21 protein-coding genes and 2 tRNA genes are annotated in these 22,924 nt (G+C 72.5%); 11 read left to right on the top strand and 12 right to left on the bottom strand.

Translation table 11 applies throughout. From position 1 onward, the window contains the following. Positions 1-36: 36 nt before the first annotated feature. Both ADL05_RS22000 and ADL05_RS21995 read right to left on the bottom strand, forming a co-directional pair. Positions 37-606 (bottom strand): NUDIX domain-containing protein, encoded by a 570-nt coding sequence (locus ADL05_RS22000; RefSeq protein ID WP_053618898.1) that lies wholly within the window; start codon positions 604-606, stop codon positions 37-39. Beyond that, the gene (locus ADL05_RS21995) at positions 607-2,043 is read right to left on the bottom strand and encodes a zinc-dependent metalloprotease (RefSeq protein WP_053618897.1); all 1,437 of its coding nucleotides are present in this window, start codon (positions 2,041-2,043) and stop codon (positions 607-609) included. A gap of 120 nt (positions 2,044-2,163) precedes the next feature. Between ADL05_RS21995 and ADL05_RS21990 the strand changes: the two genes are divergently transcribed. The 3 genes from ADL05_RS21990 to ADL05_RS21980 all read left to right on the top strand — a co-directional run bounded on the left by ADL05_RS21990 (position 2,164) and on the right by ADL05_RS21980 (position 5,547). Beyond that, complete coding sequence (locus ADL05_RS21990) at positions 2,164-3,234, top strand: NAD-dependent epimerase/dehydratase family protein (RefSeq protein ID WP_082376739.1); 1,071 nt, start codon at positions 2,164-2,166, stop codon at positions 3,232-3,234. A gap of 59 nt (positions 3,235-3,293) precedes the next feature. Then, entirely contained in the window at positions 3,294-3,731 is a 438-nt protein-coding gene (locus tag ADL05_RS21985) for a molybdenum cofactor biosynthesis protein MoaE (protein ID WP_053618896.1), read from the top strand. A gap of 754 nt (positions 3,732-4,485) precedes the next feature. Further along, positions 4,486-5,547, top strand: coding sequence for a PDZ domain-containing protein (locus ADL05_RS21980; protein ID WP_053618895.1), 1,062 nt, complete (start codon positions 4,486-4,488; stop codon positions 5,545-5,547). A gap of 2 nt (positions 5,548-5,549) precedes the next feature. Here ADL05_RS21980 and ADL05_RS21975 read toward each other — a convergent pair whose 3' ends face one another. Continuing rightward, positions 5,550-6,086 carry a PPA1309 family protein gene (locus ADL05_RS21975; protein WP_369800990.1) on the bottom strand — a complete coding sequence of 179 codons (537 nt, stop codon included), beginning with the start codon at positions 6,084-6,086 and terminating at the stop codon, positions 5,550-5,552. A 288-nt stretch (positions 6,087-6,374) separates the two neighbouring features. On the opposite strand from ADL05_RS21975, the gene ADL05_RS21970 reads away from it, so the two are divergent. From ADL05_RS21970 to ADL05_RS21960, 3 genes are all read left to right on the top strand, one after another. Continuing rightward, on the top strand, positions 6,375-9,320 hold the full coding sequence (locus ADL05_RS21970) for a UPF0182 family protein (protein ID WP_053618893.1): 2,946 nt from the start codon (positions 6,375-6,377) through the stop codon (positions 9,318-9,320). 123 nt (positions 9,321-9,443) lie between these two features. Further along, positions 9,444-9,517, top strand: a tRNA-Met gene (locus ADL05_RS21965). Positions 9,518-9,719: 202 nt separating this feature from the next. Then, a tRNA-Met gene (locus tag ADL05_RS21960) sits at positions 9,720-9,796 on the top strand. Between the two features lie 111 nt (positions 9,797-9,907). Here ADL05_RS21960 and ADL05_RS21955 read toward each other — a convergent pair. The 4 genes from ADL05_RS21955 to ADL05_RS21940 form a co-directional block, all read right to left on the bottom strand. Next, positions 9,908-10,630, bottom strand: a complete 723-nt coding sequence (locus tag ADL05_RS21955; protein WP_053618892.1) for an ABC transporter ATP-binding protein — start codon at positions 10,628-10,630, stop codon at positions 9,908-9,910. Then, the gene (locus ADL05_RS21950; protein ID WP_053618891.1) at positions 10,630-11,679 is read right to left on the bottom strand and encodes an efflux RND transporter periplasmic adaptor subunit; all 1,050 of its coding nucleotides are present in this window, start codon (positions 11,677-11,679) and stop codon (positions 10,630-10,632) included. Before ADL05_RS21950 ends, ADL05_RS21955 begins: the two co-directional genes overlap by 1 nt. 8 nt (positions 11,680-11,687) lie before the next feature. Continuing rightward, entirely contained in the window at positions 11,688-12,902 is a 1,215-nt protein-coding gene (locus ADL05_RS21945) for an ABC transporter permease (RefSeq protein ID WP_053618890.1), read from the bottom strand. 147 nt (positions 12,903-13,049) lie between these two features. Next, the gene (locus ADL05_RS21940) at positions 13,050-13,589 is read right to left on the bottom strand and encodes a hypothetical protein (RefSeq protein WP_369800989.1); all 540 of its coding nucleotides are present in this window, start codon (positions 13,587-13,589) and stop codon (positions 13,050-13,052) included. A 143-nt stretch (positions 13,590-13,732) separates the two neighbouring features. On the opposite strand from ADL05_RS21940, the gene ADL05_RS21935 reads away from it, so the two are divergent. Next, on the top strand, positions 13,733-14,971 hold the full coding sequence (locus ADL05_RS21935) for a sulfotransferase (protein WP_231640860.1): 1,239 nt from the start codon (positions 13,733-13,735) through the stop codon (positions 14,969-14,971). 4 nt (positions 14,972-14,975) lie between these two features. Here the strand turns inward: ADL05_RS21935 and hisN are convergent, their stop codons facing one another. After that, complete coding sequence (hisN, locus tag ADL05_RS21930) at positions 14,976-15,782, bottom strand: histidinol-phosphatase (RefSeq protein WP_053618887.1); 807 nt, start codon at positions 15,780-15,782, stop codon at positions 14,976-14,978. Between the two features lie 126 nt (positions 15,783-15,908). On the opposite strand from hisN, the gene ADL05_RS21925 reads away from it, so the two are divergent. Both ADL05_RS21925 and ADL05_RS21920 read left to right on the top strand, forming a co-directional pair. After that, positions 15,909-16,478: a TetR family transcriptional regulator gene (locus ADL05_RS21925; protein WP_053618886.1), complete on the top strand. Its 570-nt coding sequence runs from the start codon at positions 15,909-15,911 to the stop codon at positions 16,476-16,478. Between the two features lie 15 nt (positions 16,479-16,493). Beyond that, positions 16,494-16,763, top strand: coding sequence for a DUF2087 domain-containing protein (locus tag ADL05_RS21920; RefSeq protein WP_053618885.1), 270 nt, complete (start codon positions 16,494-16,496; stop codon positions 16,761-16,763). Between the two features lie 27 nt (positions 16,764-16,790). On the opposite strand, the gene rsgA is transcribed toward ADL05_RS21920, so the two are convergent. After that, complete coding sequence (gene rsgA, locus ADL05_RS21915; RefSeq protein WP_053618884.1) at positions 16,791-17,795, bottom strand: ribosome small subunit-dependent GTPase A; 1,005 nt, start codon at positions 17,793-17,795, stop codon at positions 16,791-16,793. Further along, entirely contained in the window at positions 17,792-19,108 is a 1,317-nt protein-coding gene (gene aroA / locus ADL05_RS21910) for a 3-phosphoshikimate 1-carboxyvinyltransferase (RefSeq protein ID WP_053618883.1), read from the bottom strand. Before aroA ends, rsgA begins: the two co-directional genes overlap by 4 nt. Before the next feature lie 89 nt (positions 19,109-19,197). Between aroA and ADL05_RS21905 the strand changes: the two genes are divergently transcribed. Beyond that, positions 19,198-20,376, top strand: a complete 1,179-nt coding sequence (locus ADL05_RS21905) for a cysteine desulfurase family protein (RefSeq protein ID WP_053618882.1) — start codon at positions 19,198-19,200, stop codon at positions 20,374-20,376. A gap of 210 nt (positions 20,377-20,586) precedes the next feature. Here the strand turns inward: ADL05_RS21905 and ADL05_RS21900 are convergent, their stop codons facing one another. After that, positions 20,587-21,285, bottom strand: coding sequence for a peptidylprolyl isomerase (locus ADL05_RS21900; RefSeq protein ID WP_053618881.1), 699 nt, complete (start codon positions 21,283-21,285; stop codon positions 20,587-20,589). Positions 21,286-21,338: 53 nt separating this feature from the next. Then, entirely contained in the window at positions 21,339-21,878 is a 540-nt protein-coding gene (locus ADL05_RS21895; RefSeq protein ID WP_369800988.1) for a PLD nuclease N-terminal domain-containing protein, read from the bottom strand. 156 nt (positions 21,879-22,034) lie between these two features. On the opposite strand from ADL05_RS21895, the gene ADL05_RS21890 reads away from it, so the two are divergent. Further along, positions 22,035-22,847, top strand: a complete 813-nt coding sequence (locus tag ADL05_RS21890; protein ID WP_053618879.1) for a Scr1 family TA system antitoxin-like transcriptional regulator — start codon at positions 22,035-22,037, stop codon at positions 22,845-22,847. Positions 22,848-22,924: the final 77 nt, after the last annotated feature.

The raw sequence follows: 22,924 nt of genomic DNA, 5'->3' as shown, positions 1-22,924 counted from the left end.
GACGGCTGGTCGCCGATCGGTCGGCGCCGCGGGTCCCTACCCGCCGCGGCCCGCGCGGGCCCGGTGGTCGGCCACGGCCGCAGCGGCCTCCCTGACCAGGTCACGGCAGGCGTCGTCGGACGGGTCGGGTACCGCGTCCACCGGGAACCAGCCGAGATCGGTGGACTCGTCGGGGTCGCGCACCAGGACGGCGTCGGCCGGGGCCAGCACCGCGTACCGCACGTCGAAGTGGACGCTCCCGCCACCGCACGGCACGGCGTGGCTGTCCAGCGACACCGGTTCGGGGAGCAGCTCCAGGCCGCGGATCCCGGTCTCCTCCTCCGCCTCGCGCAGGGCCGCCGCCGCCAGGCTCGCGTCGTCGGCCTCGCAGTGCCCCCCGGTCTGCAGCCACATCCCGAGCGAGCGGTGCAGGGTGAGCGCCACCCGCGAGCCGTCGGCGGAGATGACCGCGGAACTGGCCGTCACGTGGCCGGGGCGGCAGGTGCGCCACATCGCGTCGGCGTGCTCGTCCAGATGGGCCAGGTACGCCAGGCGCAGCCGCTCCTGCCGGGCGTCGGGCGCGGTCCAGGCGTCCAGGACGGCCCGGGCGTCGGCGTGCAGCGACACTCAGGCGTCCTCTCCGCGGCCGGTGCCCGTCTCCCCGTCGTCGTCGGGCCCGTCCTTCGGGGTCTCGCCCGGCTTGTCGTCGGTCAGCGTCGAGATGTCGAAGTCGGCCCCGCCGAACTCCCCACCGCGCACGAAGGCCTCCGGGTCGTCCAGGTCGGCCCCGGTCGGCATCAGGTCGGGGTGCTGCCACACGGCGTCGCGTCCCTCGACCCCGCGCTCGCGCTCCAGCGCGCTCCACAGCGCGGAGGCCTCGCGCAGGCGGCGCGGCCGCAGTTCCAGCCCCACCAGAGCCGCGAAGGTGTGCTCGGCCGGACCGCCGGTGGCCCGGCGGCGCCGGGTGGTCTCCGCCAGCGCGTCGGCCTGGGGCAGCCGGTCGGCGACCGCGGCGGTCACCACGGTGGCCACCCAGCCCTCGATCAGGGCCAGGGCGGTCTCCAGGCGGCCCAGGGCGGCCTTCTGCTGCGGGGTGTCCTCCGGCTGGAACAGGCTCTCGCCGCCCACACCGCCCGACAGCGCCTCCTGGAGCGCCTCGGGATTGGTGAGATCGATCCCGCCGAGCTTGTCCTCCAGGCCGCTGACGTCGAACGACATCCCGGCGGCGTACTCCTCCACGAGCCGGGACACGTGCGAGCGCAGCCACGGCACGTGCGAGTACAGCCGGTGGACGGCCGCCTCGCGGGCCGCGAGGTAGAGGCGCACCTCGTCGTCGGGGATCTCCAGGCCCTCGCTGAACCGGGCCACGCCCGGCGGCAGCAGGGCCGCGTTGCCCTCACCGGCCAGCGGCAGGCCGATGTCGGTGGTACCGGTCACCTCGCGGGCCAGTTCGCCGATGGCCTGGCCGGCCTGCTGTCCGACCATCATGCCGCCCATCTGCTGGACCATGCCCAGCAGCGGACCGGCCACGGACTGCATCTCCTCGGGCAGGTTCTGCCCCATGGCCTGGACCGTCTTGGACGTCAGCGGGTCGCACAGCTGCGCCCAGGAGTCCATCGTCTTCTCGATCCACTCCGACCGGCTCCAGGCCTGAGCGGTGTGGACGCCCGACGGCAGGTCGGTAGCCTGGTCGAGCCACAGGTCGGCGAGGCGCAGCGCCTCCTCGACCTTGGCGTAGTCGTGGGGCGGGATACTCGGGTCGCCGTGCTGGGACACCGTGTGCCGCGCGATGTTCTTGGCCATGTCCCAGTTGATCCCGGACGTGGAGGACGGCGCTTCGCCGCCACCGCCGCCGGGGCTGGGCTGCGCCGACATCATGTCGGCGAACTGGCGCAGCATGTTGGCCATCTGCTGCGGGTCGCCGAACGGGAAACCGTCCGGCATTCCGGAGTCTCCCCCGCCCGGGCGGCCGCTGCCGGCACCCGAGCCGGAGCCGCCAGAGTGGCGTCCGGACTCGTCATCGGGATCGTTCGGCATGCTGAAACCGAAAGGCAGGTCGCTCACAATCAGACCTCAGGCAGGGTTAGGTTTGGTCTCCACTGTCACGTTAGCTGGGAGTCGCCCGGAGTGAATACCGAAAGCAGCCAGGTTCGCCCAGAGCACAGCCCCACCGATGGAGGCGGCGTGGTCGTGGCGGTCACCGGTGCCGCCTCCGGCATGGGTCGGCTCCTCGTGCAACGCCTGGCCACTCCGGATGGTTCCACGGCCCCGAGGGAGATCGTGGCCATCGACGACGAGTTCGCCGACCTGCGCGGGGTCACGTGGCGGATCGCCGACGTGTGCGACCCGGGGCTGGTCTCCCGGCTCGGCGGGGTGGACGTCCTCGTGCACACCGCCGACGACCGCTCGCCCGACACGCGGCCGGCCGACCGGCGCGCGCACAACATCCGGGCGGCGCAGACCGTCCTGACCGCGGCGGCGGCCTCGGGGATCCCGCGCGTCATCCTGGTCACCAGCACGATGGTCTACGGCGCCGCGCCGGACTCGCCCGTCCCCCTCCGGGAGGACGCCCCGCGCGTGTCGGACAACAGCGAGGGCCTGATGGGGGACTTCGCCGAGGTCGAGGCGCTGGCCGAACGCGCCCGGCGCGCCCACCCCAGCCTCGCGGTGACCGTCGTGCGCCCCGCGCCGCTGGTCGGACCGGACCTCGACACCCTGTTCAGCCGCCACTTCTCCGCGCCGCGCCTGCTCACCGTCAAGGGCCACCGCCAGCACTGGCAGTTCTGCCACGAGGACGACCTCGCCAGCGCGCTGGCCTTCTGCGCCCTGCACGGGGTCGACGGCCCCGACGGCGCCCTCGCGGTCGCCAGCGAGGGCTCGCTGACCCAGGAGGAGGTCGAGGCCGTCACGGGGATGAAGCACTTCGAGGTCCCCGCCAACCTGGCCTTCGGTGCGATCCGCCGCCTCCACCAGGCCCGGATCACCCCGGCCGCCGAGGGCGAGCTGAAGTTCCTCGTCTACCCCTGCGTGGTGGACTGCGGCTCGCTGCGCGAGGCCGGGTGGAAGCCGGGCTACGACAACGGCGAGGCCCTGGAGGTGCTGATGGCCTCCAAGAGCGGCAAGCACGCGCTCGTGGGCCGCAGCCTCGGCCGCAAGGAGGTCACCATCACCGCCGCGGGCGCGGCCGGCGCCGCCGCGGCCGCCATCGGCACCGCCGCGGCCATCCGCCACCTGCGCCGCCGCAAGGGCGGCTGAACCGGACCGCCACCGGGCTGGTCTCGCCCTGGGGAACCCCAGGTTGATACGGTCATGGTGTGGAAGAGATCACCATTGCAGCCGTACGCGAGACCCCGCTGTCCGTGGACGAGGTCCTCGACGCCGTGACCGACGAGCGCGCGGGCGGCACCGCCGTGTTCATCGGGACCGTGCGCGACCACGACCACGGCCGTGACGTGGCCGCGCTCGCCTACTCGGCGCACCCCACCGTGGAGGCGCAGTTGCGCGTCATCATGGAGAAGGTGCTCAGCGACACCTCCGCCCCCGGCCGCCCGGTCCTGCGCATGGCCGCGGTGCACCGCGTCGGCTCGTTGGAGATCGGTGACCGGGCGGTGGTCGTGGCGGCCGCGGCCGCGCACCGCCAGGAGGCGTTCGAGGCCTGCCGCCGCCTCATCGACGACCTCAAGGCCCAGGTGCCCATCTGGAAGCACCAGTCCTTCGAGGACGGCGCCGACGAGTGGGTGGGCGCTCCTTAACTGTGCTTTCTTTGGGCCTCCGTGCTGTGTTTTCTGGGGGCCTCCGCTCTGTGTTTTCTGGGGGCCTCCGCTCTGTGTTTTCTGGGGCCTCCGCTCTGTGTTTTCTGGGGCCTCCGCTCGTTCCTCGCTTTGGCCCGTGCTCGGGGCGCCGAGTAGGGCGCCGAGTAGCCAGCGTTCTTCGTCGTCGACTTGCCTTGCTCGTTCCTCGCGGCGGCCCCGTCTCCTCCTGCAGAACACTGGCGCGCCCCTCGCGAACCCCCCTGCACACCCGCCACCTGAACGGCCACCTCTCACCCCCTGGGGTTCCGCGGGTTGAACGGCCACCTTCAACCCCCTGGGGTTGAGGGCGGGCTGAACGGCCACGTCTCACCCCTTGGGGTCGAGGTGGGCCGGGTCGTGCGGCTTCCACCCGCTGGCCTTGAGGCACAGGGGGTTGGGCGGGTACAGGCGGGGCCACCGGCACCGCTGGGGGGTTGGACGTGAGCGATGCGCTCTTGGGGACCACTGGGGGGTTGGTCGGGCCGAAGCGAGGAACGAGCGGCGGCCCAAAGAAAGCACAGGGGTGAGGGGCGCGCCGGTGCCTGCAGTGAGGGGCGCGCCGGTGCCTGCAGGAGGAGTCTCTGCCGCCAGCGAGCTTGCGAGCCAGGCAGTAGCGACGACGAAGGACCCGGCGTGAAGCGCCCCGATCCCTTCCGGCGTGAAGCGCCCCGAACCCGCCGACGGCCATAAGGTGTGCATCATGGTTCGTCGTGTCATGACCCTCGTTGTCGCGCTCATCCTCCTGGTGGGGACCGGGGCCGCTGGTCTGCTGCTTCCCCTGCCCTACCTCGTGGCCGCGCCCGGCGTCACGGTCAACACGGTCGGGGAGCTGCGCGGCGAACCCGTCATCACCGTCGAGGGCGCCGAGAGCTACGAGCACGATGACGGCGCGCTCTCCATGGTGACCGTCCAGTACGCGGGCGGACCCGACCACCGGCTCAACTTCTTCACGCTGGTCACCGCCTGGCTCTCGCCCACGCAGGCGGTCCTGCCCGAGGAGCTGCTGTTCCCGGCGGGCCGGTCGCCGGAGGAGGTCAGCGAGCGCCAGACGGTACAGATGAACGACTCCCAGACCGACGCGACGGCCGCCGCGCTCAGTCAGCTCGGCATCGCCTACGACGCCGTCCCGCAGGTGGCCGACACCGTGGAGGACATGCCGGCGCACGGTGTCGTCGAGACGGGCGACGTCATCGTCGCGGTCGACGGCCGCACCGTTCCCACCACCGCCTCGGGCGACGAGGAGCTGGTGGGCAGCGCCGCCGTCGTGGAGTGGGTGAGCTCGCGGGAGCCGGGGGAACCGGTGGAGCTGACGCTGGACCGGGACGGCGAGACCGTCGACGTGGAGATGGAGACCCACCAGGGCGACAACGGCGCCGCCGTCGGCGTGCTCATCGCCGACGACATGGACTTCCCGGTCGAGGTGGAGATCTCCGTCGGCGACATCGGCGGCCCCAGCGCCGGCATGATGTTCTCGCTCGGCATCATGGACCGCCTCACCGAGGAGAGCCTCACCGGCGGCGCGAACGTCGCCGGCTCGGGCACCATCACCTCCGCCGGCCAGATCGGCGGCATCAGCGGGATCCCCCAGAAGATGGTGAGCGCACGGCGGGACGGGGCCGACTACTTCCTCGTCGCCGCCGAGAGCTGCTCACAGGTCTTCCAGTCGGCCGCCTACGACGAACTCGACGTGGTGCGGGTGGAGACCCTCACCGACGCGGTCGACGCCCTGGAGACCATCCGCACCGGAGAGGGCGAGCTGCCCCGCTGCCAGGAGTGAGTTCAGGACCCGGGCGACTCGTCCAGGTCCAGGGTGAGGGCGAGCGCGGAGGTCAGGGCCGGGATCAGGTCGGCGCCGTTGAGCACCTCCGACTCGGAGTCGTGGCTGCGCATGCGCATCGCGCAGTGCCGCGACCCGTCCCGCATCACGCCCGCCACCATGCGGATCTCCTCGGTCTCGCGACCGGAGGCGGCGGGGTCCTCGCCCGCGGCGAGGGTCTCGTCGGAGCCCTTCACCGCCAGGCGCTCCATGACCAGGGCGCACCCGGCCACGCCCTCCGGCCAGAGGATGCGTCCGAGCGCCTCCTCCAGGGGGACGTCCTGGGGCAGCGGGTCCTGCTCCACCGGGGTCAGCTCGCCCGGGTCGGTGGGGGAGTCGATCCCCAGCAGGTTCGCCAGCGCCGGCTCCGCCTTCAACAGGTCGGCGGTGGGCACCAGGGCGTACAGCCCCAGCGGCCGGTCCCAGCCCTGTTCGGCTGCGTGGCGTTCGAGGTCCATGACGGCTTCGCGAATGTTCGACACGTTCCCATAGTGGCCCATGAGCGAACCTCGCCGCCCCCCCTTCCCGGCCAGTAGGGTCGCTCACATGGTCAGCCGACGGATGGATACGTCTCCGATACACCACCGATGCCGCCTTGTCACCCGGTGCGGGGTGATTTCGGGAACCCGGCGGACACCGCATAAGTTCTCACTGATGAAGGCGCCCCACGCGCACCGAACGCACCTACCAAGCCAGAACGAGGGGGAGGCGTGAGCTTCCGATCGCCCGGCGCACCACCTGCGCGTATGCCTCGCCGATCAAGGTTGCTCGCGCCAGTCGCGGCGACCGTGGTCGTCATCATCGCGGCGCTGATGTTCGCCGCGAACTTCTGGACCGACTACAAGTGGTTCAACGCCGTCGGATTCTCCACGGTCTTCCTGACCCAGCTGTGGACCCGAGTCCTGCTCTTCGCCGTCGCGGCGCTGGTCATGGGCATCATCGTCGGCGCCAGCATCTTCTTCGCCTACCGCTCCCGGCCCGGGGTGCGCCCCATGAGCCTGGAGCAGCAGGGGCTGGACCGCTACCGGCAGTCCATCGACCCCCACCGCAAGCTCTTCTTCTGGATCACGGTCGGCGCCCTCGCCCTGCTGGCGGGAGCCGCGGCCGGCGGTGACTGGCGCTCCTACCTGCAGTTCGTCAACTCCGTCGACTTCGGCGTGGCCGACCCCGAGTTCGGTATGGACGTCGCGTTCTTCGCCTTCGTCTACCCGTTCCTGCGGATCCTGCTCGGCTACCTCTACGCCGCCGTGATCCTGGCGTTCATCGCCGCGGTCGTCGTGCACTACCTGTACGGCGGTGTCCGCCTGCAGAACGACTCCGGCCAGCGCGCCACCCCCGCCGCCCGGGTGCACCTGTCGGTGCTGCTGGGCGTCTTCGTGCTGCTGCGCGCCGGATCGTACTGGCTGGACCGCTACGGACTGGTCTTCTCCGAGCGCGGCTACACGTTCGGTGCCTCGTACACCGACGTGAACGCGGTCTCGACCGCCCTGGTGATCCTCACGGTCATCTCCGTGATCTGCGCGGTGCTGTTCTTCGCCAACATCTACTTCAAGAACACCATGGTCCCCATGGCCAGCCTCGGACTGCTGGTGCTGTCCGCGGTGCTGGTGGGCGTGGCCTACCCGGAGATCGTCCAGCGCTTCCAGGTCGGCCCGAACGAGCAGCGCCTGGAGAGCCCGTACATCGAGCGCAACATCGAGTCCACGCGCGACGCGTACGACATCGCCGACGCCGAGGTCGAGACCTACGACGCGACCACGGAGCTGACGCCGCAGGAGCTGTCGGCCGCCGCCGACGACATCCCCAGCGTCCGCCTGGCCGACCCCTCGGTCGTGTCGCAGACCTTCCAGCAGATGCAGCAGGTCCGCGGGTTCTACCAGTTCCCCGACGTGCTGGAGGTCGACCGCTACCCGGACGCCGAGGGCAACCTCATCGACACGATCGTCGCCGTCCGCGAGCTCGACGGGCCCCCGGACGACCAGGACAACTGGCTGAACCGGCACCTGATCTACACGCACGGCTACGGCATGGTGGCCGCCGCGGGCAACCTCATCGACGCCGAGGGCCGTCCGGTCTTCACGGAGTACAACATCCCGCCGCGCGGTGAGCTGAGCGACGTCGTGGGCGAGTACGAGCCGCGGATCTACTACGGCCGCGAGGGCGCCGACTACGTCATCGTCGAGGCCGAGCAGGAGTACGACTACCCGCTCGACGCCGAGGAGGACACCGAGGACGTGCCCACCCTGGACGACGCGGTGGACGCCTCGCCCAGCCCCTCCGCCGACGAGGCGCGGGCGCCCGGCGAGGCCGAGGACGAGGAGGCCCCGGCCGCCGAGGAGTCGCCGGCCGCGGAGGAGTCCCCGGCCGAGGACGGCGAAGAGGGCGGCGAGGGGAGCACCTCGCAGGCCTACAACAACTACGCCGGCGACGGCGGCGTCCAGCTGAGCAGCTTCTTCGACCGGATCCTGTACGCCATCAAGTACCAGGAACCGAACATCCTGCTCAACAGCGCGATCTCCAGCGACTCGCGGATCATCTACGAGCGCGACCCGGTGGAGCGCGTCGAGAAGGTCGCGCCGTTCCTCACCACCGACAGCAGCCCGTACCCGGCCGTGGTCGACGGCAAGGTCGTGTGGATCGTGGACGCCTACACCACGTCCGACGGCTACCCGTACGCGAACCGGATCGACTTCACCCAGGCGGTGACCGACAGCTTCACCGACGGTTCGGCGCAGCAGGTCGGGGCACTGCCCGGCAACGAGGTCAACTACATCCGCAACTCGGTGAAGGCGACCGTCGACGCCCACGACGGCACGGTGACCCTGTACGCGTGGGACGAGGAGGACCCCGTCCTCCAGACGTGGATGGGCGCGTTCCCGGGCATCATGACGGACCGGGACGAGATGAGCGAGGACCTCCTCGACCACGTCCGCTACCCGGACGACCTGTTCAAGGTGCAGCGCGAGATCATGCGCGAGTACCACGTCACGGACGCGTCGTCCTACTACGGCGGCCAGGACTTCTGGTCCGTGCCGACCGACCCCACCAACGAGACCGAGGCCCCGGAGCCGCCCTACCGGCAGACGATCCGGTACCCGGGCGAGGAGGAGCCGAACTTCTCGCTGACGAGCACCTTCGTCCCGCGCGGCCGTGAGAACATCGCGGCGTTCATGGCGGTGAACAGCAACCCGCAGTCGGAGAGCTACGGCCAGCTGCGGCTGCTGGAGCTGCCGCGCAGCACGGTGATCTTCGGTCCCGGGCAGGTGCAGAACGCCTTCGACGCCGACGCGGCCGTCCGCGAGGTCCTGCTCCCGCTGGAGCAGTCCAACGCCGAGGTGACCCGGGGCAACCTGCTCACCCTGCCGTTCGCGGAGGGCCTGCTCTACGTTGAGCCGCTGTACGTGCAGGCGGGTGGCGGCGGAGCCGCCTCCTTCCCGCTGCTGCAGCAGGTGATGGTCGGCTTCGGTGAGGAGGTGGCCATCGGCAGCAACCTCCAGGAGGCCCTGAACAACCTCTTCGAGGAGGGTGAGGCGCCCCTGGAGGAGGGCGACGCGGAGCCCTCGGAGGAGGAGCCGGCCGAGGGCGGCTCCGGTGAGGAGTCCCCGAACCAGGACCTCACCGACGCCCTCGACGAGGCCGTGGAGGCCTGGGAGGACAGCCAGGAGTCGCAGGAGGAGGCGGACGAGCGCCTGCGCGAGGCCCTCGAAGCCATCGAGGAGTCGATGAACGAGTAGCGCCCGAGCGTGCGTTCACGCGGCGGGGCGGGGCCTTCGGGTCCCGCCCCGTTCGCGTGCGCCAGGTCTCCCCGCGTCGATTTGGGTTCCGCGCCCAGGCACGCTACTCTGAGAACACAACGACGCGGGGTGGAGCAGTTCGGTAGCTCGCTGGGCTCATAACCCAGAGGTCGCAGGTTCAAATCCTGTCCCCGCTACGAAGAACGGACCCGGGAGAAATCCCGGGTCCGGTGCTTTTACCGGCGCTGCGGCGCCGGAACGGTCAGAACGGGGTTCACGCCCTGTTAGACTGGGTGAAGATCAGGCCGAAAGGTCGGATCGCCGGTGGATCCCGGAATCGTGTTCTTCGGAAAAGCGATTTGCCACCGAGGGTGAAAGGCCCTAGAATAGGGATCACGACGCGGGGTGGAGCAGTTCGGTAGCTCGCTGGGCTCATAACCCAGAGGTCGCAGGTTCAAATCCTGTCCCCGCTACCAAGGAAACACCGGGTGGAGAAATCCACCCGGTGTTTTTCGTTGTGCCGACCATTTCCGGCCGGTGAATGGCGAAAGGGGCGGGCCCGGTGTTTCCGGGCCCGCCCCTTCCTGTCAGAGGGTGCGGCCCTCGACCAGTTCCACGACGTGGTCGGCCCGTTCGGCGACCTTGGGGTCGTGGGTCACCACGACCACCGCCGCGTCGCGCAGGCGGGCCTGCTCCAGGAGCTGGTCCATGATCATCGTGCTGCTGGCGGCGTCCAGGGCGCCCGTGGGCTCGTCGGCGAGGATGAGCGCGGGTTCCCGGCTCAGGGCGCGCGCCAGCGCCACACGCTGCTGCTCACCGCCGGAGAGCTGGTGCGGCTGCGAGTGCAGCCGGTGCCCCAGCCCCACGTCCTCCAGGAGCGCGCGGGCGCGGGACCGCCGGGTCAGCAGCGGCACACCGGCCAGCACCAGGGGCACGCACACGTTCGCCAGCGCCGTGCGCCGCTCCAGCAGGTGGAACTGCTGGAACACGAAGCCGACGCCCTCGCCCCTGAGGCGGGAGCGGCGCCCCTCGCCCAGCCGGGTGGTGTCCACGCCGTCGAACACGTAGGTCCCGCCGCTGGGCCGGTCGAGCAGCCCGAGCAGGTTGAGCAGCGTGGACTTGCCGGAACCGGACTGGCCGACGATGGCCACGACCTCGCCGCGCGTCACCTGGAACGTGCAGTCGTGCAGGACGTCGATCCGCGTCCCGGACACCGTGAAGTGCCGGGTGAGGTGCTCCACCCGCAGCAGCGGCTCGCGCCCGGGCGGCGCGGGCACGGGCGCGGGGAACCCGGCGGGGGAGGCGGCCACTACTCCACCACCTCGCCTTCGAACTCCATGTACTCCTCGTCCATGAACTCGTCCTCGGGCGCGACCGCGCCGGGTACGTCGAAGCGGGGGTCGAGCGGGATCGGGTCGAGCACCTGGTCGCCGACGCTCAGCCCGGAGACGACCTCGACCGACGTGCCGTCGGAGACGCCCAGTTCGACCTCGCGCACCTCCTCGGTGCCGTCGGAGGCGACCACGATCACCTCGCCGCTCTCGCTGGTGCCGCGCACCGCGGTCACCGGGATGACCATGACGTTCTGCGCCCCGCCGGTGGCGATGGACATCTTGCCGGTGACGCCCTCGAAGACCCGGAGGTCGGAGGGGACGCGGCAGGCCAGCTCGGTGGAGCCGCCGCCGGTGCCGCCGCCCTCGCCGGCGATCTCCTCGCCCTCACCGCCGCCCGTGCCCTCCTCGGCCGGGCCCAGGGACAGGAACTCGCACTCGGCGGCGGGCGGTCCCTCGGTGATCTCCAGCATGATGTCGTGCGGGTCCTCGTAGAACCGGTAGAGGTCGTTGGCCGGGACGGAGGCCACGGCCCGGAACTCGTCCGGGGCCACGTTGGCCGCGACCGTCCCGGGCTCCAGGACGTCGCCGACCTGGATGTCGTCCAGCCCGGACACCCGGCCCTCCGCCGGCGCGTAGAGGCTGACCTCGCGGGTCCCGCCGCCCCCGCCGCCGTCGTCGTCCCCACCGTCTGCGTCGGCCGTGTCCGGCACCGCCACGTTGAGGATCGGGGCGCCGCTGTCCACGAGGGAGCCGTCGGTCACCCACACGCGCGTGACCGTGCCCCCGTTGCGGGCCTCGACGTCCTCGCCGGCCTCGGCGCGCACGGTGGCGTCCAGGACCAGCAGGGAGCTGATCTCGCCCAGTTCCACCTCGACGGGGGCGCCGCCGATGTCGAGGGCGCCCTGTCCGAAGTCCATGTCCTCGCCCGAGCCGCCGCCGACCAGGCGCGGCAACAGGAGGAATCCGGCGGCGACGAGTCCGGCGACGGCGACCAGCGCCACCCCGGTGATGATCCACTTCTTCACGATTTCTCCTATTCCCGCAGCCCGGCGACCACGGAGGCGCGCAGCGCCCGTATCGCGGGGATGATTCCGGCGAGCAGTCCGACGAACGCCGCGCTGCCCAGTCCGACGAGGACGCCCGACGCGGGCATGGACAGGGTGACGCCGGCCGGCAGCGAGACCAGGCCGTCCATGACCGCGGCGGCCGCCAGGACGATCGCCCAGCAGCCCAGGACGGCCACGAGACCCGCCACCAGCGACACCACGACGGACTCCATGACCACGGCCACGAACAGCGTGGAGCGGCTCGCGCCCAGGGCCCGGTAGGTGGCGAGTTCCCGTCGGCGCTCGCGGACGGTGACCAGCCCGACGTTGAGGACGCCGAGCAGGCCGGTGGTGAGGGTGATGACCGCGATGCCGCCCAGGCCCCAGGACAGGTAGCTCACGGCGCTGCCGAGCATCTCGCTCTCGTCGAAGCGCCAGGCGTCGACCGTCGGCTCCGGGCCGCCACCGCTCCAGCGCCAGGCCGCCGACGAGAGCCGCTGGGTGAACTCCTGTCCGGTGGGGTCGATGGCGGCCGGATCGTCGGGGTCGACGCGGACCTGGTACTCGTTCTGGACGTCCTCGCCCTCGAAGAGCATCTCCTCCGTCGCGGGCGAGTGCAGCAGATAGGCGCTCTGCCAGGAGAAGTCCAGCGTGGTGCTCTCCACGATGCCGACCACGCGGACGTCGGTCCACTCCCCCGATCCGATCTGCACCTCGGTGACGTCGCCGAGGGCGTCGGCGAGTTCCTGGTTGACGACCAGGACCGGCACCAGGGACTCGGCGTCGGCGTCGGTGAACCAGCGGCCCTGGGCCATGTTCATCCGCCTGATGTCGCCCATCGCCACGTCCACGCCGCGGAACTCCACGTCCGGCAGGACGGCGTCGCCCGACCGGATGAGGGGCGTTTCGGACGGCCACTGGTAGACGGAGACGTCCTGGCCGCCGGCGCGGCGCAGGTCGTCCTCGAACGCCTCCCGGTCGGCGATCTCGCCGTGCACCGTGACCTGGAAGGTCGCGGGAAGACCCGCGTTGGCCTCCCCGTAGGCGACCGCGAACCGCTGGCCGAAGTCCCCGGCGGTGACCACGAGGACCAGTGCGCCGACACCGACGACGATGCCGGCGCAGGACAGGATGGTGCGGGCGACGTTGGCCCGTGTTCCGGCGAAGGCCAGCACGATCCCGGCTGTGAGGGAGCGCAGCATTCGGCCCCTTCCGTGATGTCTGAGAACCGGCGCCGGAGGCGGCGCCGGACGGCCCGCCAGAGGCGGGGTTTCCATCAGTTCCATCGCTGGGGAAGGCGGTTCCGGTTCATGTGTGGGAGGGGTTTTCTCGCGCCGCTATCCGCGTGGTCACCCGACCGTGAAGCCGTCGCAGGCCAGCGGTGTGCTCGCTTCGGCGTCGGTCCACACGACCGTGTGGACGCCCGGGGCGGACTCGGCACCGAAGTCGCCGGGGTAGGTGAGGCGGGCCCATCCGTCGGCGGCCAGGTCGGTCTCGGCGGTGGCGGCGGCGCCGTCCGGCCCGATGACGGTGGCGGCCACGGTGGCGGTCCCGGCGTCGGTTCCGGGGCCGGCCCCGGCGTCCTCGGCGGACAGCAGGCCGAGTTCGACCGCCTCGTCCGGGCCGGTCTCCTCGCGCGGGGCCTCGGTGCGCCAGGTTCCGGCACCGGAGTCGTCCACGGCCGGATCGCACAGGAACTTCGCCGGGTCGAAGGCGGTGTCGGGCACCCCCAGCGCGGGGACGCCGCCGGTGGTGCGCACGGTCTCGGCGATCATCTCGCCGAGCTCCTCGGTCGTGTGCCCGTGGCCGGTGGCGCATCCGGCGGCCATCAGCACGAGGGCACCGCAGAGCGCGGCTCGGAGTGGAGCGGGAATCAGCACGGAAGTCACGTTACTACTGTAAGTGATGAAGCGTACGCGCAAAGTGCCGACGGGGCGGGGGTCGGTTGTCCACAGGCGCCGCTCCTCCGCCTGTGCCGCGGTGCCGGATTCCGGTACGTTGGCGCCGGATGTCCGTCAACGAAGGGGCTTTCGTGAACGCACGCCCGGCCTGGTGGGTCGCTCCGGCCAACACGCTGCTGACGCCCGCCACGAGGTCCCGCTTCCGCGACCCCGCGCGGGCGTTCGAGGCCGCCGAGCGGGCGGCGGCCGACCGCAGCGGACTGCCCTGGCCGCGGGACCGGGAGTTCCGGTCCCGGATGCGCTTCCTGAGCGACGCCTGGCTGAGCGCCCCCGGGGTCACCCCGCTGGGCCGCCTGTCGGTCCAGAACGAGGTGGAGCGCCGGCTGGAGACGCGGCTGCGCCTGCTGCACCTGTTCGAGGCCCGCCCCGAGGTCGCCGACCAGGTCGTGGACCGCCCGGTCTTCATCACCGGCCTGCCCAGGACCGGCACGACCTTCGCGCACGGACTGCTCGCACAGCACGCCCGCACCCGCGCGCCCGCGCTGTGGGAACTGCTCGACCCCGTCCCGCCCAGCGGCCGGGAGGGCGAGCGCGTGCGCGACAGGCGCGAACGCCTCGCCTCGGCGCGGTCGGTGATCCGCTTCCTGAACGCCATGGCGCCGCGCTGGCAGTCGATCCACCCCATGCACCCGCTCGAACCCGAGGAGTGCGTGTTCCTGCTGCCGCACAGCATGGCCCACCACGTGCGGATCCCCGTCCCGGAGTACCGCGCCTGGATGGAGGAGCGGGACACCACCCCGGACTACGAGTTCCTCAAGGCCGCGCTCCAGGCGATGCAGCTGGACCACGCGACCGCCGCGGGCCGCCGCCCTCCGGCGTCGGCCGCGGGCCGCGGCGCGCCCCGCCGGTGGGTGCTCAAGTCGCCGCTGCACCTGGGCAGCCTGGACGCGCTGCTCAGGGTCTTCCCCGACGCCACCGTCGTGCTCACCGACCGCGACCCGGTCCGGGCGACGGCGTCGTGGGGCAGCCTGGTGGAGGCGGGGATGGCCCTGCACCTGGACCGGGTCGACCCGCACTGGATCGGTGAGGAGTGGCTGGGGATCTGGACGCGGAGCATGGCGCGGGCCGAGCGGGTCCGTGCCGCGAGTGCGCCCGGCACGTTCGTCGACCTGCCCTACGACGAGCTGACCGCGGATCCGGTGGGGGTCGCCGAGCGCGTGTGGACGGGGCTGGGCGAGGAGTTCGACGACCTCAGCCGCCGCCGGACCACCGACTACACCCGGCGGGACCGGCGCCCCTCGCCGCACAGATACACCATCGACCGCTACGGCCTCACACCCGAACGGGTGCTCGCGGCCTTCGGCGGGTGAGCGCTCAGGCCCGGCGCAGGGGCGTCGGACCGCCGTTGAGCCAGGTCAGGGCCTGGTCGTGCAGGGAGCCGTTGCTGCACACCAGCGGGCCGCCGTCCTCGAAGCCCTCACCGCGCAGGTTGGTGGCCCGCCCGCCGGCCTCCTCCAGGATGATCGGCAGCGGCGCGGCGTCCCACAGGGACAGCTCCGGCTCGGCGGAGATGTCCACGACGCCTTCCGCGACCATCACGTGCGACCAGAAGTCGCCGTAGGCGCGGGTGCGCCACACCGAACGGGTGAGGCCGAGGAACGAGTCCAGCCGGCCCTGGTCCTCCCAGCCGGTCAGCGACGAGTAGCTCAGCGAGGCGTCCGACAGGGTGGACACCTTCGACACCTGGCAGCGCGACGCCTTGGACAGGCTGCGGCCCTGCCAGGCGCCGCCGCCCTGGGACGCCCACCACCGGCGGTGCAGCGCGGGGGCCGACACCACGCCCACGACCGGGCGGTCGCCCTCCAGCAGGGCGATCAGCGTGGCCCACACCGGGACCCCGCGCACGTAGTTCTTGGTGCCGTCGATGGGGTCGATGACCCACACCCGGTTGCTGTTGCCGGTGCGGCCGTACTCCTCGCCGACGACCGCGTCCCGCGGGCGGGCGCGGGAGAGCACGCCCCGCAGCGTCTCCTCGACCAGCCGGTCGGCCTCGGTCACCGGGGTCAGGTCGGGCTTGGTGTCGACCACCAGATCCAGCGCCCGGAAGCGCTTGATCGCGATGTCGTCGGCAGCGTCGGCGAGCACGTGTGCCAGCCGCAGATCATCGTCAAAGGAGGCCATGGCCGGTAACGGTACCTGCCCCGGCACGAACATGCTCAAAGCGGCGCCCCCCGTAACCAGAATGTGAGTTCGCGGGGACCCTGCGCACACGAAATCGGACATCGTCCAGGATGCGAGGATGGAGACATGGAGACGGTGAGCGCGAACCGCGGGACGGCCCGGGAACGGCTGATGGACGCCGCCTGCGCCGAGGTCGTCGCCGGTGCCTGGGCCGAGCGGCGGATGGCCGACATCGCCGCGGCCGCCCAGGTGTCCAGGCAGACCCTCTACAACGTGTTCGGCAGCAAGGAGGGCCTCCTCCAGGCGATCGTCGTGCGCGAGGTCAACGCGCTCCTGGACGACGTCGTCGGACTGCTCGCCGCCGAGGAGGCCGACCCGGCGCACGCCGTGAGCCGGTCGACCCGCCTCATCCTCCTGGCCGCCCGCGACAACCCGCTCCTGCACGCGGTCGTCACCGGTGACCGCGACCTGCTGCCCGTGCTGACCACCAGGTCCGCGCCGCTCATCGACGTGGTCGGCGAGCGCATCGCCGCGATGCTGGAGGACCGCTGCCCCGGCGTGGGCGCCCGGGTGGCCGACTCGGTCGCCGACGTCTCGGTGCGCCTCACCGTCTCCTACGCGCTGCAGCCCATCGACCCGGACCAGGCGGCGCACCGGGTCGAGACCGTCGTGCACGGGATGCTGCGCACCGGCTGAGGAGAGGAGGACGCGGTGGACGAACACGAACGCGTGGTGCGCGCGTACCTGCCGCGGGGCAGGATCACGCAGATCCCGGTCCGGCGCGGCGACCGCCTCATCGTCCTCGACCACGTCGCCCGCGCACTCGACCCCGGCGTCCGCTACACCGAGCCGGAGCTGAACCGGGTGCTGTCGCGGTTCAGCTCCGACCTGGCGGTCCTGCGCCGCGGACTGCTCGACGAGGGCTTCCTGGAACACGACCGCACCCGCTACTGGCGCTGCGGCGGCACCGTCGACCTGTGAGCCTCAGCGCTCCGCGAGGAACACGACCTAGGGCTGGTCGTCCAGGTCGCCCTCACGGCTGGCGAGCAGGCGGCGCAGCGAGGCCACGCGGTCGGGATCCAGCCGGCCCTGCTCCAGCGCCGCCCCGATGGCGCAGTCGGGCTCGTCCTCCTGGTGCGTACAGCCCGGCGGGCAGTCCGCGGCGACGTCGGCGATGTCGGGGAAGCCCGCGACGAAGTCCTCCGGGTCGATGTGCGCCAGGCCGAAGCTGCGCACGCCCGGGGTGTCGATGAGCCAGCCGCCCTCGAAGGGCAGCGCCACGGCCGAGGTGGAGGTGTGGCGGCCGCGGCCGGTGACCGCGTTGACGTGGCCGACGGCGCGGTCGGTGCCCGGGATCAGCCGGTTCACCAGCGTGGACTTGCCCACGCCCGAGGACCCCACGAACACCGACGTGCGCCCCGCCAGACGCGCCCGCAGCCCGTCGGGCTCGCCGTCCGGGCTGAGCACCTCGAAGGGCACCCCCAGCGGCTCGTAGACGCGCACGAGCTCGTCCGGGGCGGCCAGGTCGGCCTTGGTGAGGCACAGCAGCGGGTCCAGGCCCGCGTCGTAGGCGGCGACCAGGCAGCGGTCGACGAACCGGGGCTGCGGCTCGGGGTCGGCCAGGGCGCACACGATCGCCATCTGGTCGGCGTTGGCGACGATGACGCGCTCGACGGGGTCGGTGTCGTCGGCGGTGCGGCGCAGCACGGAGCGCCGTTCCTGGACCCGCACCACGCGGGCCAGGGTGTCGGGGCGCCCGGACAGGTCGCCGACCAGGTCCACGCGGTCGCCCACCACGATGGAGCCGCGGCCCAGCTCACGCGCCTTCATCGCGACCACGGCCACACCGTCGACCAGGCACCGGTACCGGCCGCGGTCCACGTTGGTCACCAGGCCGGCCACCGCGTTCTCGTGCTTGGGCCGGTTCCGGGTCCGGGGCCGGGAGCCGCCCCGGGCGCGCACCCGGATGTCGTCCTCGTCCAGATGGCGCCCCCCGCCCCGCGTGCGGCTCATGCCAGGGCCTCCGCCCACAGGCCCGGGAAGTCGGGCAGGGTCTTGCGCGTGGTGGCGATGTTCTCCACCTCCACTCCGGGCACCGCGAGCCCGATCACCGCGCCCGAGGTGGCCATCCGGTGGTCGTCGTAGGAGTGGAACACCCCGCCGCGCAGCGGACGCGGGCGGATCACCAGGCCGTCCGGCAGCTCCTCCGCGTCGCCGCCCAGGCGGTTGATCTCCGCGGCCAGGGCCGCGATGCGATCGGTCTCGTGCCGGCGCAGGTGGGCGATGCCCGTCAGCCGCGAGGGCGTGGTGGCCAGTGCGGCCACCGCCGCGATGGTGGGCGTCAGCTCGCCGACCGCGCGCAGGTCGGCGGTCAGGCCGAGGACGGTCCCGGTGCCGCGCAGGGTCAGGTCGTCGCCCGAACGCGAGACCTCGCCGCCCATGCGCGTGAACAGGGAGCGCAGCTCGTCACCCGGCTGGGTGGTGTGCTCCGGCCAGCCCTGAATGGTCACCTCGCCGCCGGTGACCAGTGCGGCGGCCAGGAACGGGGCCGCGTTGGACAGGTCCGGCTCCACCGTGATGGCCGAGGCGCGCACCGGGCCCGGCTCGACCCGCCACCAGTCGTCCCCGGCGGTGACCGCCACGCCCGCGGCGCGCAGCATCTCCACGGTCATGTCCAGGTGCGGACGCGACGGCACCGGCGGCCCCTCGTGCCGCACGTGCACGCCCTTGGTGAACCGGGCGCCGCTGAGCAGCAGCGCGGACACGAACTGGGAGGAGCCCGAGGCGTCCAGGACCACGTCGCCGCCGGGGACCGCGCCGGTGCCGTGGATGGTCAGCGGCAGCGCGCCGCGGCCGTCGTCGTCGATGTCGGCGCCCAGCGCGCGCAGGGCGTTGAGCAGTTCGTCCACCGGCCGCTCTCGGGCCCGCGGGTCGCCGTCGAAGTGCACGTCCCCGGAGGCCAGAGCCGCCAGCGGGGGCACGAACCGCATGACCGTCCCCGCGTTGCCGACGTCCACCGACGCCGGTCCGCGCAGGGGCGCGGGCGTGACGGACAGGTCCTCGCCGGCCGGCCCGGCCGCCGTGATGCCCACGCCCAGGGCGCGCAGGGCGCCCACCATCAGCTCGCTGTCCCGGCTGGCCAGGGGGCGGCGGACCAGGCACGGGGTCTCGGAGAGGGCGGCCAGGATCAGGGCGCGGTTGGTCACCGACTTGGAGCCGGGCAGGGTCAGTCGGGCGCGCACCGGGCCGTCCGCGGTGGGCGCGGGCCAGTGCCCCGCGGCGGGAGCGGTGGAAGCGGCGGGCTGCGAGGACGAGGACTCAGGCATGCCCTCAGGTTATCGGTGGCGGGCGCCCGCGCGGTGGGAGCGGCCGCGGTCCGTGGGCGGCGCGCGGCGGACGTATCCTTGGCAACGCCATGGTGTATCTGGATCACGCAGCCACGACCGAGGTCCGCCCCGAGGTCGTCGCCGACGTCGCGGCCGAACTCGGCGCTCTCGGCAACCCGTCCTCCCTGCACGCCCACGGGCGCGGGGCCCGGCGCACGGTCGAGGAGGCGCGTGAACGCGTCGCCGACGCGCTCGGCTCGACCCCGCACGAGGTCGTCTTCACCGGTGGGGGCACCGAGTCCGACAACATCGCGATCAAGGGGCTGTACTGGGCGCGCAACGCCGAGGACCCCCGGCGGCGGCGCATCCTGGTGAGCGCCGTGGAGCACCACGCCGCCCTGGACCCGGCCCGCTGGATGGCCGACCACCAGGGCGCGGTGTACGAGGCACTGCCGGTGGACGAGCTCGGCCGGGTGAGCCCGGGGACGCTGCGCGAGGCCCTGGCCGCCGCGCCCGAGACCGTCGCGCTCGTGTCCGTCATGTGGGCCAACAACGAGGTGGGGACGGTCCAGCCGGTCGCCGAGCTCGCCGCGGTGGCGGCCGAGTACGGGGTGCCCTTCCACACCGACGCCGTCCAGGCGGTCGGCGTCGAGCCCGTCGACTTCGCCGCGAGCGGGGTGAGCGCTCTCACGGTCAGCGGGCACAAGCTCGGCGGCCCCGTGGGCGCCGGCGCCCTGCTGGTCGCGCGCGGGCTCGGGCCCGTGCCCGTCCTGCACGGCGGCGGCCAGGAACGCGACATCCGCTCCGGCACGCTGTCCCCGCCGCTGCTGCGCGGGCTGGCCACCGCGGTCGGCCTGGCCGTCGACGAGCGCGAGGAGCACGCCAAGCACCTGGCCGACCTGCGCGACGCACTGGAGGCGGGGGTCCGCGACGCGGTCGCGGACGCCGTGGTCAACGGTGACCGCGACCGGCGCCTGCCGGGGATCTCGCACCTGTCCTTCCCCGGCTGCGAGGGCGACGCCCTCCTGATGCTGCTGGACGCGCGCGGTATCTCCTGCTCGACCGGCTCGGCCTGCTCGGCGGGGGTGGCCCAGCCCAGCCACGTCCTGCTGGCGATGGGGGCCGACCCGGACACCGCGCTGAGCAGTCTGCGGCTGTCGCTGGGGCGCACGTCCACACCGGAGGACGTCGACGCGCTGGTCGCGGCGATCGGACCCGCCGTCGAGCGGGCCCGCGCCGCACGGGCCAAACGCCGCACCCCCCGCTAGGTCGTGTTTTTTGCGGCATTCCGGGCTCACCCGAAAGCCTCCAGAAGAACACTCCCCAGGCCCCCGGAGGACTGAACGGAGGCCGTTCGGCCTGCCCTCGCCCCGGGAGGGCCGGTTCGGGCCCGCCGGTGTTCTGCGGGCCGGGGGCGTGGCCGAAGCCGGAGGGACCGCGCCGGGCGGGGCTCTCCGCCCCGCCGCCGCGGAGCGCAGCTACTCCGCGCGCTGCACCGACACCGACTCGATGACGATGTCGTCGAGCGGCCGGGCGGTGGACGGGTCGGTCTCCACCTGGGCGATCGAGTCCACGACCTCCTGCGACTCGTCGTTCGCGACGTGTCCGAAGATGGTGTGGTCGCCGTCGAGGTGCTCGGTGGGCGCCACCGTGATGAAGAACTGCGAGCCGTTGGTGTCGGGGCCGGAGTTGGCCATCGCCAGCATGCCCGGCTCGGCGAAGGTCTGCCCGTTGTCGGTCTCGTCCTCGAACTGGTAGCCGGGACCGCCCTGGCCGGTGCCGAGGGGATCCCCGGTCTGGACCATGAAGTCGTCGATCACGCGGTGGAAGATGACGCCGTCGTAGAACTCCTCGTTGCCGGTCTCCGGGTTGGGGACGCCCTCGCCCTCGGCGAGGCCGACGAAGTTGGCCACCGTCAGCGGGGCCTCCTCCGGCAGCAGGACGAGTTCGATGTCGCCCTCGCTGGTGTGCAGCGTGGCGCCCTCCACGTCGGACACGTCGATGTCGGCGGGGCCGCCCTCGCCGTCCGTGGCGTCGGCGGTCTGCTCCGGGGCGTCCTCCGCGTTCTCGGTGGCGTCCTGGTTCGGACCCCCCTCGGTCTGGCCGCCGCACGCGGTGGTGGCGAACAGGGCCGTGCAGGCGACAAGGGCCGACGCCGTCAGGGTCAAGCGGTTCATCGGTTCACTTCCGGGGTGAGGTTCGCGGCTGGGCGGCACACAGCGTACTGGGCTCAGTCGACGGGGGCCGACGGCGCCTGGGGGTCCTCGTCGGTCCCGCGGCCTCCGGGCCCGTCCCCATGGCCCTCCGGCTCGTTCCACCGGTTCTCCGCTCCCTCGTGTCGGCCCGGCGGTTCGCTCCGGCGCGCCTCGCGCTCGCGCTCCTCCTGGGCCCGGCGGGCCCGGCGGCGCTGGTCCTCGGCGCGCTCTCGGCACCGGCGCAGGAACTCCTCGTCGTCCCGCGGGGTCGCTCCCCGCGCACGGTTGGGATGCTCGTACTCGGGGAAGGCCGGGGGAGGGCCCGGCGGTACGGCCGCCGCCACCGCGCCCCGGCGCGGACGCCCGAACACGAACCACAGCAGCGCCCCGACCTTGGGCAGCAGCAGGACGACCACCGCCCACGCGGGCTTGGGCAGCAGGCGGACGGCACCGGAGTCGGAGCCGATCACGTCGAACAGGACGTAGACCCAGAAGGTCAGCGACGCCACGGTCAGGAGCAGGGCGAGGTAGGCCAACGGGACCTTTCGGGTTCGCGCCCGCACGGCGGAGGGCATGGTCGGACTTTGTACTGACTTATCACGGATCGCCGCACCCGCCGGGTCGCTTGACCCGTCCACCCGGCCCGGGAGAGGGTCCTACCAAGGGGTTGGGGTGTCGCACCGAGGGTACGACACGGCTCCCCGACACAGGCGACCGGAGAGGATACGGGAGTGAACACTGCGTTGCCGTCTGCGATGTGGCTCCCCTTCGGCGCGCGGATTCTGCGCGCCCGGTCCGACAAGGGGCTCTCACGCGCCGAACTCGCCGCCAACGTCGGCGTGACCGACGACAAGCTCCGCGACGTGGAGGACGCCTACTGCCGTCCCGCGCGCTCGCTGGTCGAGCGGGTGGACACGGTCCTGGGCACCGAGCACCGGCTCGTCGACGCCTGGGCGATCACCCTCCAGGCCGAGGCCTTTCCCAACGAGTTCGGCGACATGCGCGAGCTGGGTGTGCACGCCGCCCAGCTCTGGGAGCACCAGCCCATGGCCGTCCCGGTCTTCCTGCGCACCCGCGAGTACTCCAGCGCGGTCCTGCGGCCGCGCCACGCCGACCTCTCCCACGAGGAGATCGAGGCGATGGTGGAGGAGGAGATGGCCCACCGCGCCGCGATGACCGGGCCGGAAGGCCCCACGCTCCGGGTCGTGCTCAACGAGTCCGCGCTCCAGCGCCCGCAGGGCGGGGCCGAGGTGCTCAACGCCCAGCGCGACTTCCTCGCCGACCTCATCGAGGCGGGCATCGTCACGCTGGCCGTCATCCCCGAGCAGACCGCGCACCACCCCGGCCTGGGCGGCGCGTTCCGGATGATGGAGTTCGCCGACCGGCCCAGCATGGTCTACGCCTTCGCCGCCCAGGGCGGGGAGCTCACCGGCGACCCCGAGCAGGTCGGACGCTGCGCCATGGTGCGCGAGGCCATCGAGGACGTCAGCGTGGAGCTGACCCCGCGCTCGGAGCTGCTGACCGCGCGCTGGCCCGCGGGCTGAACCGTAGGGGCTGAAGCGCACGCGGACCGAGCCGTGCATGGGCTGAACCGCACGGGCCGAAGCGCACGGGCGTCGAG

Source organism: Nocardiopsis sp. NRRL B-16309, assembly GCF_001279585.1.
Classification (GTDB): Bacteria; Actinomycetota; Actinomycetes; order Streptosporangiales; family Streptosporangiaceae; genus Nocardiopsis.
The sequence above is the reverse complement of the archived record's forward strand: the minus strand, read 5'-3'. Positions and strand labels throughout refer to the sequence as shown.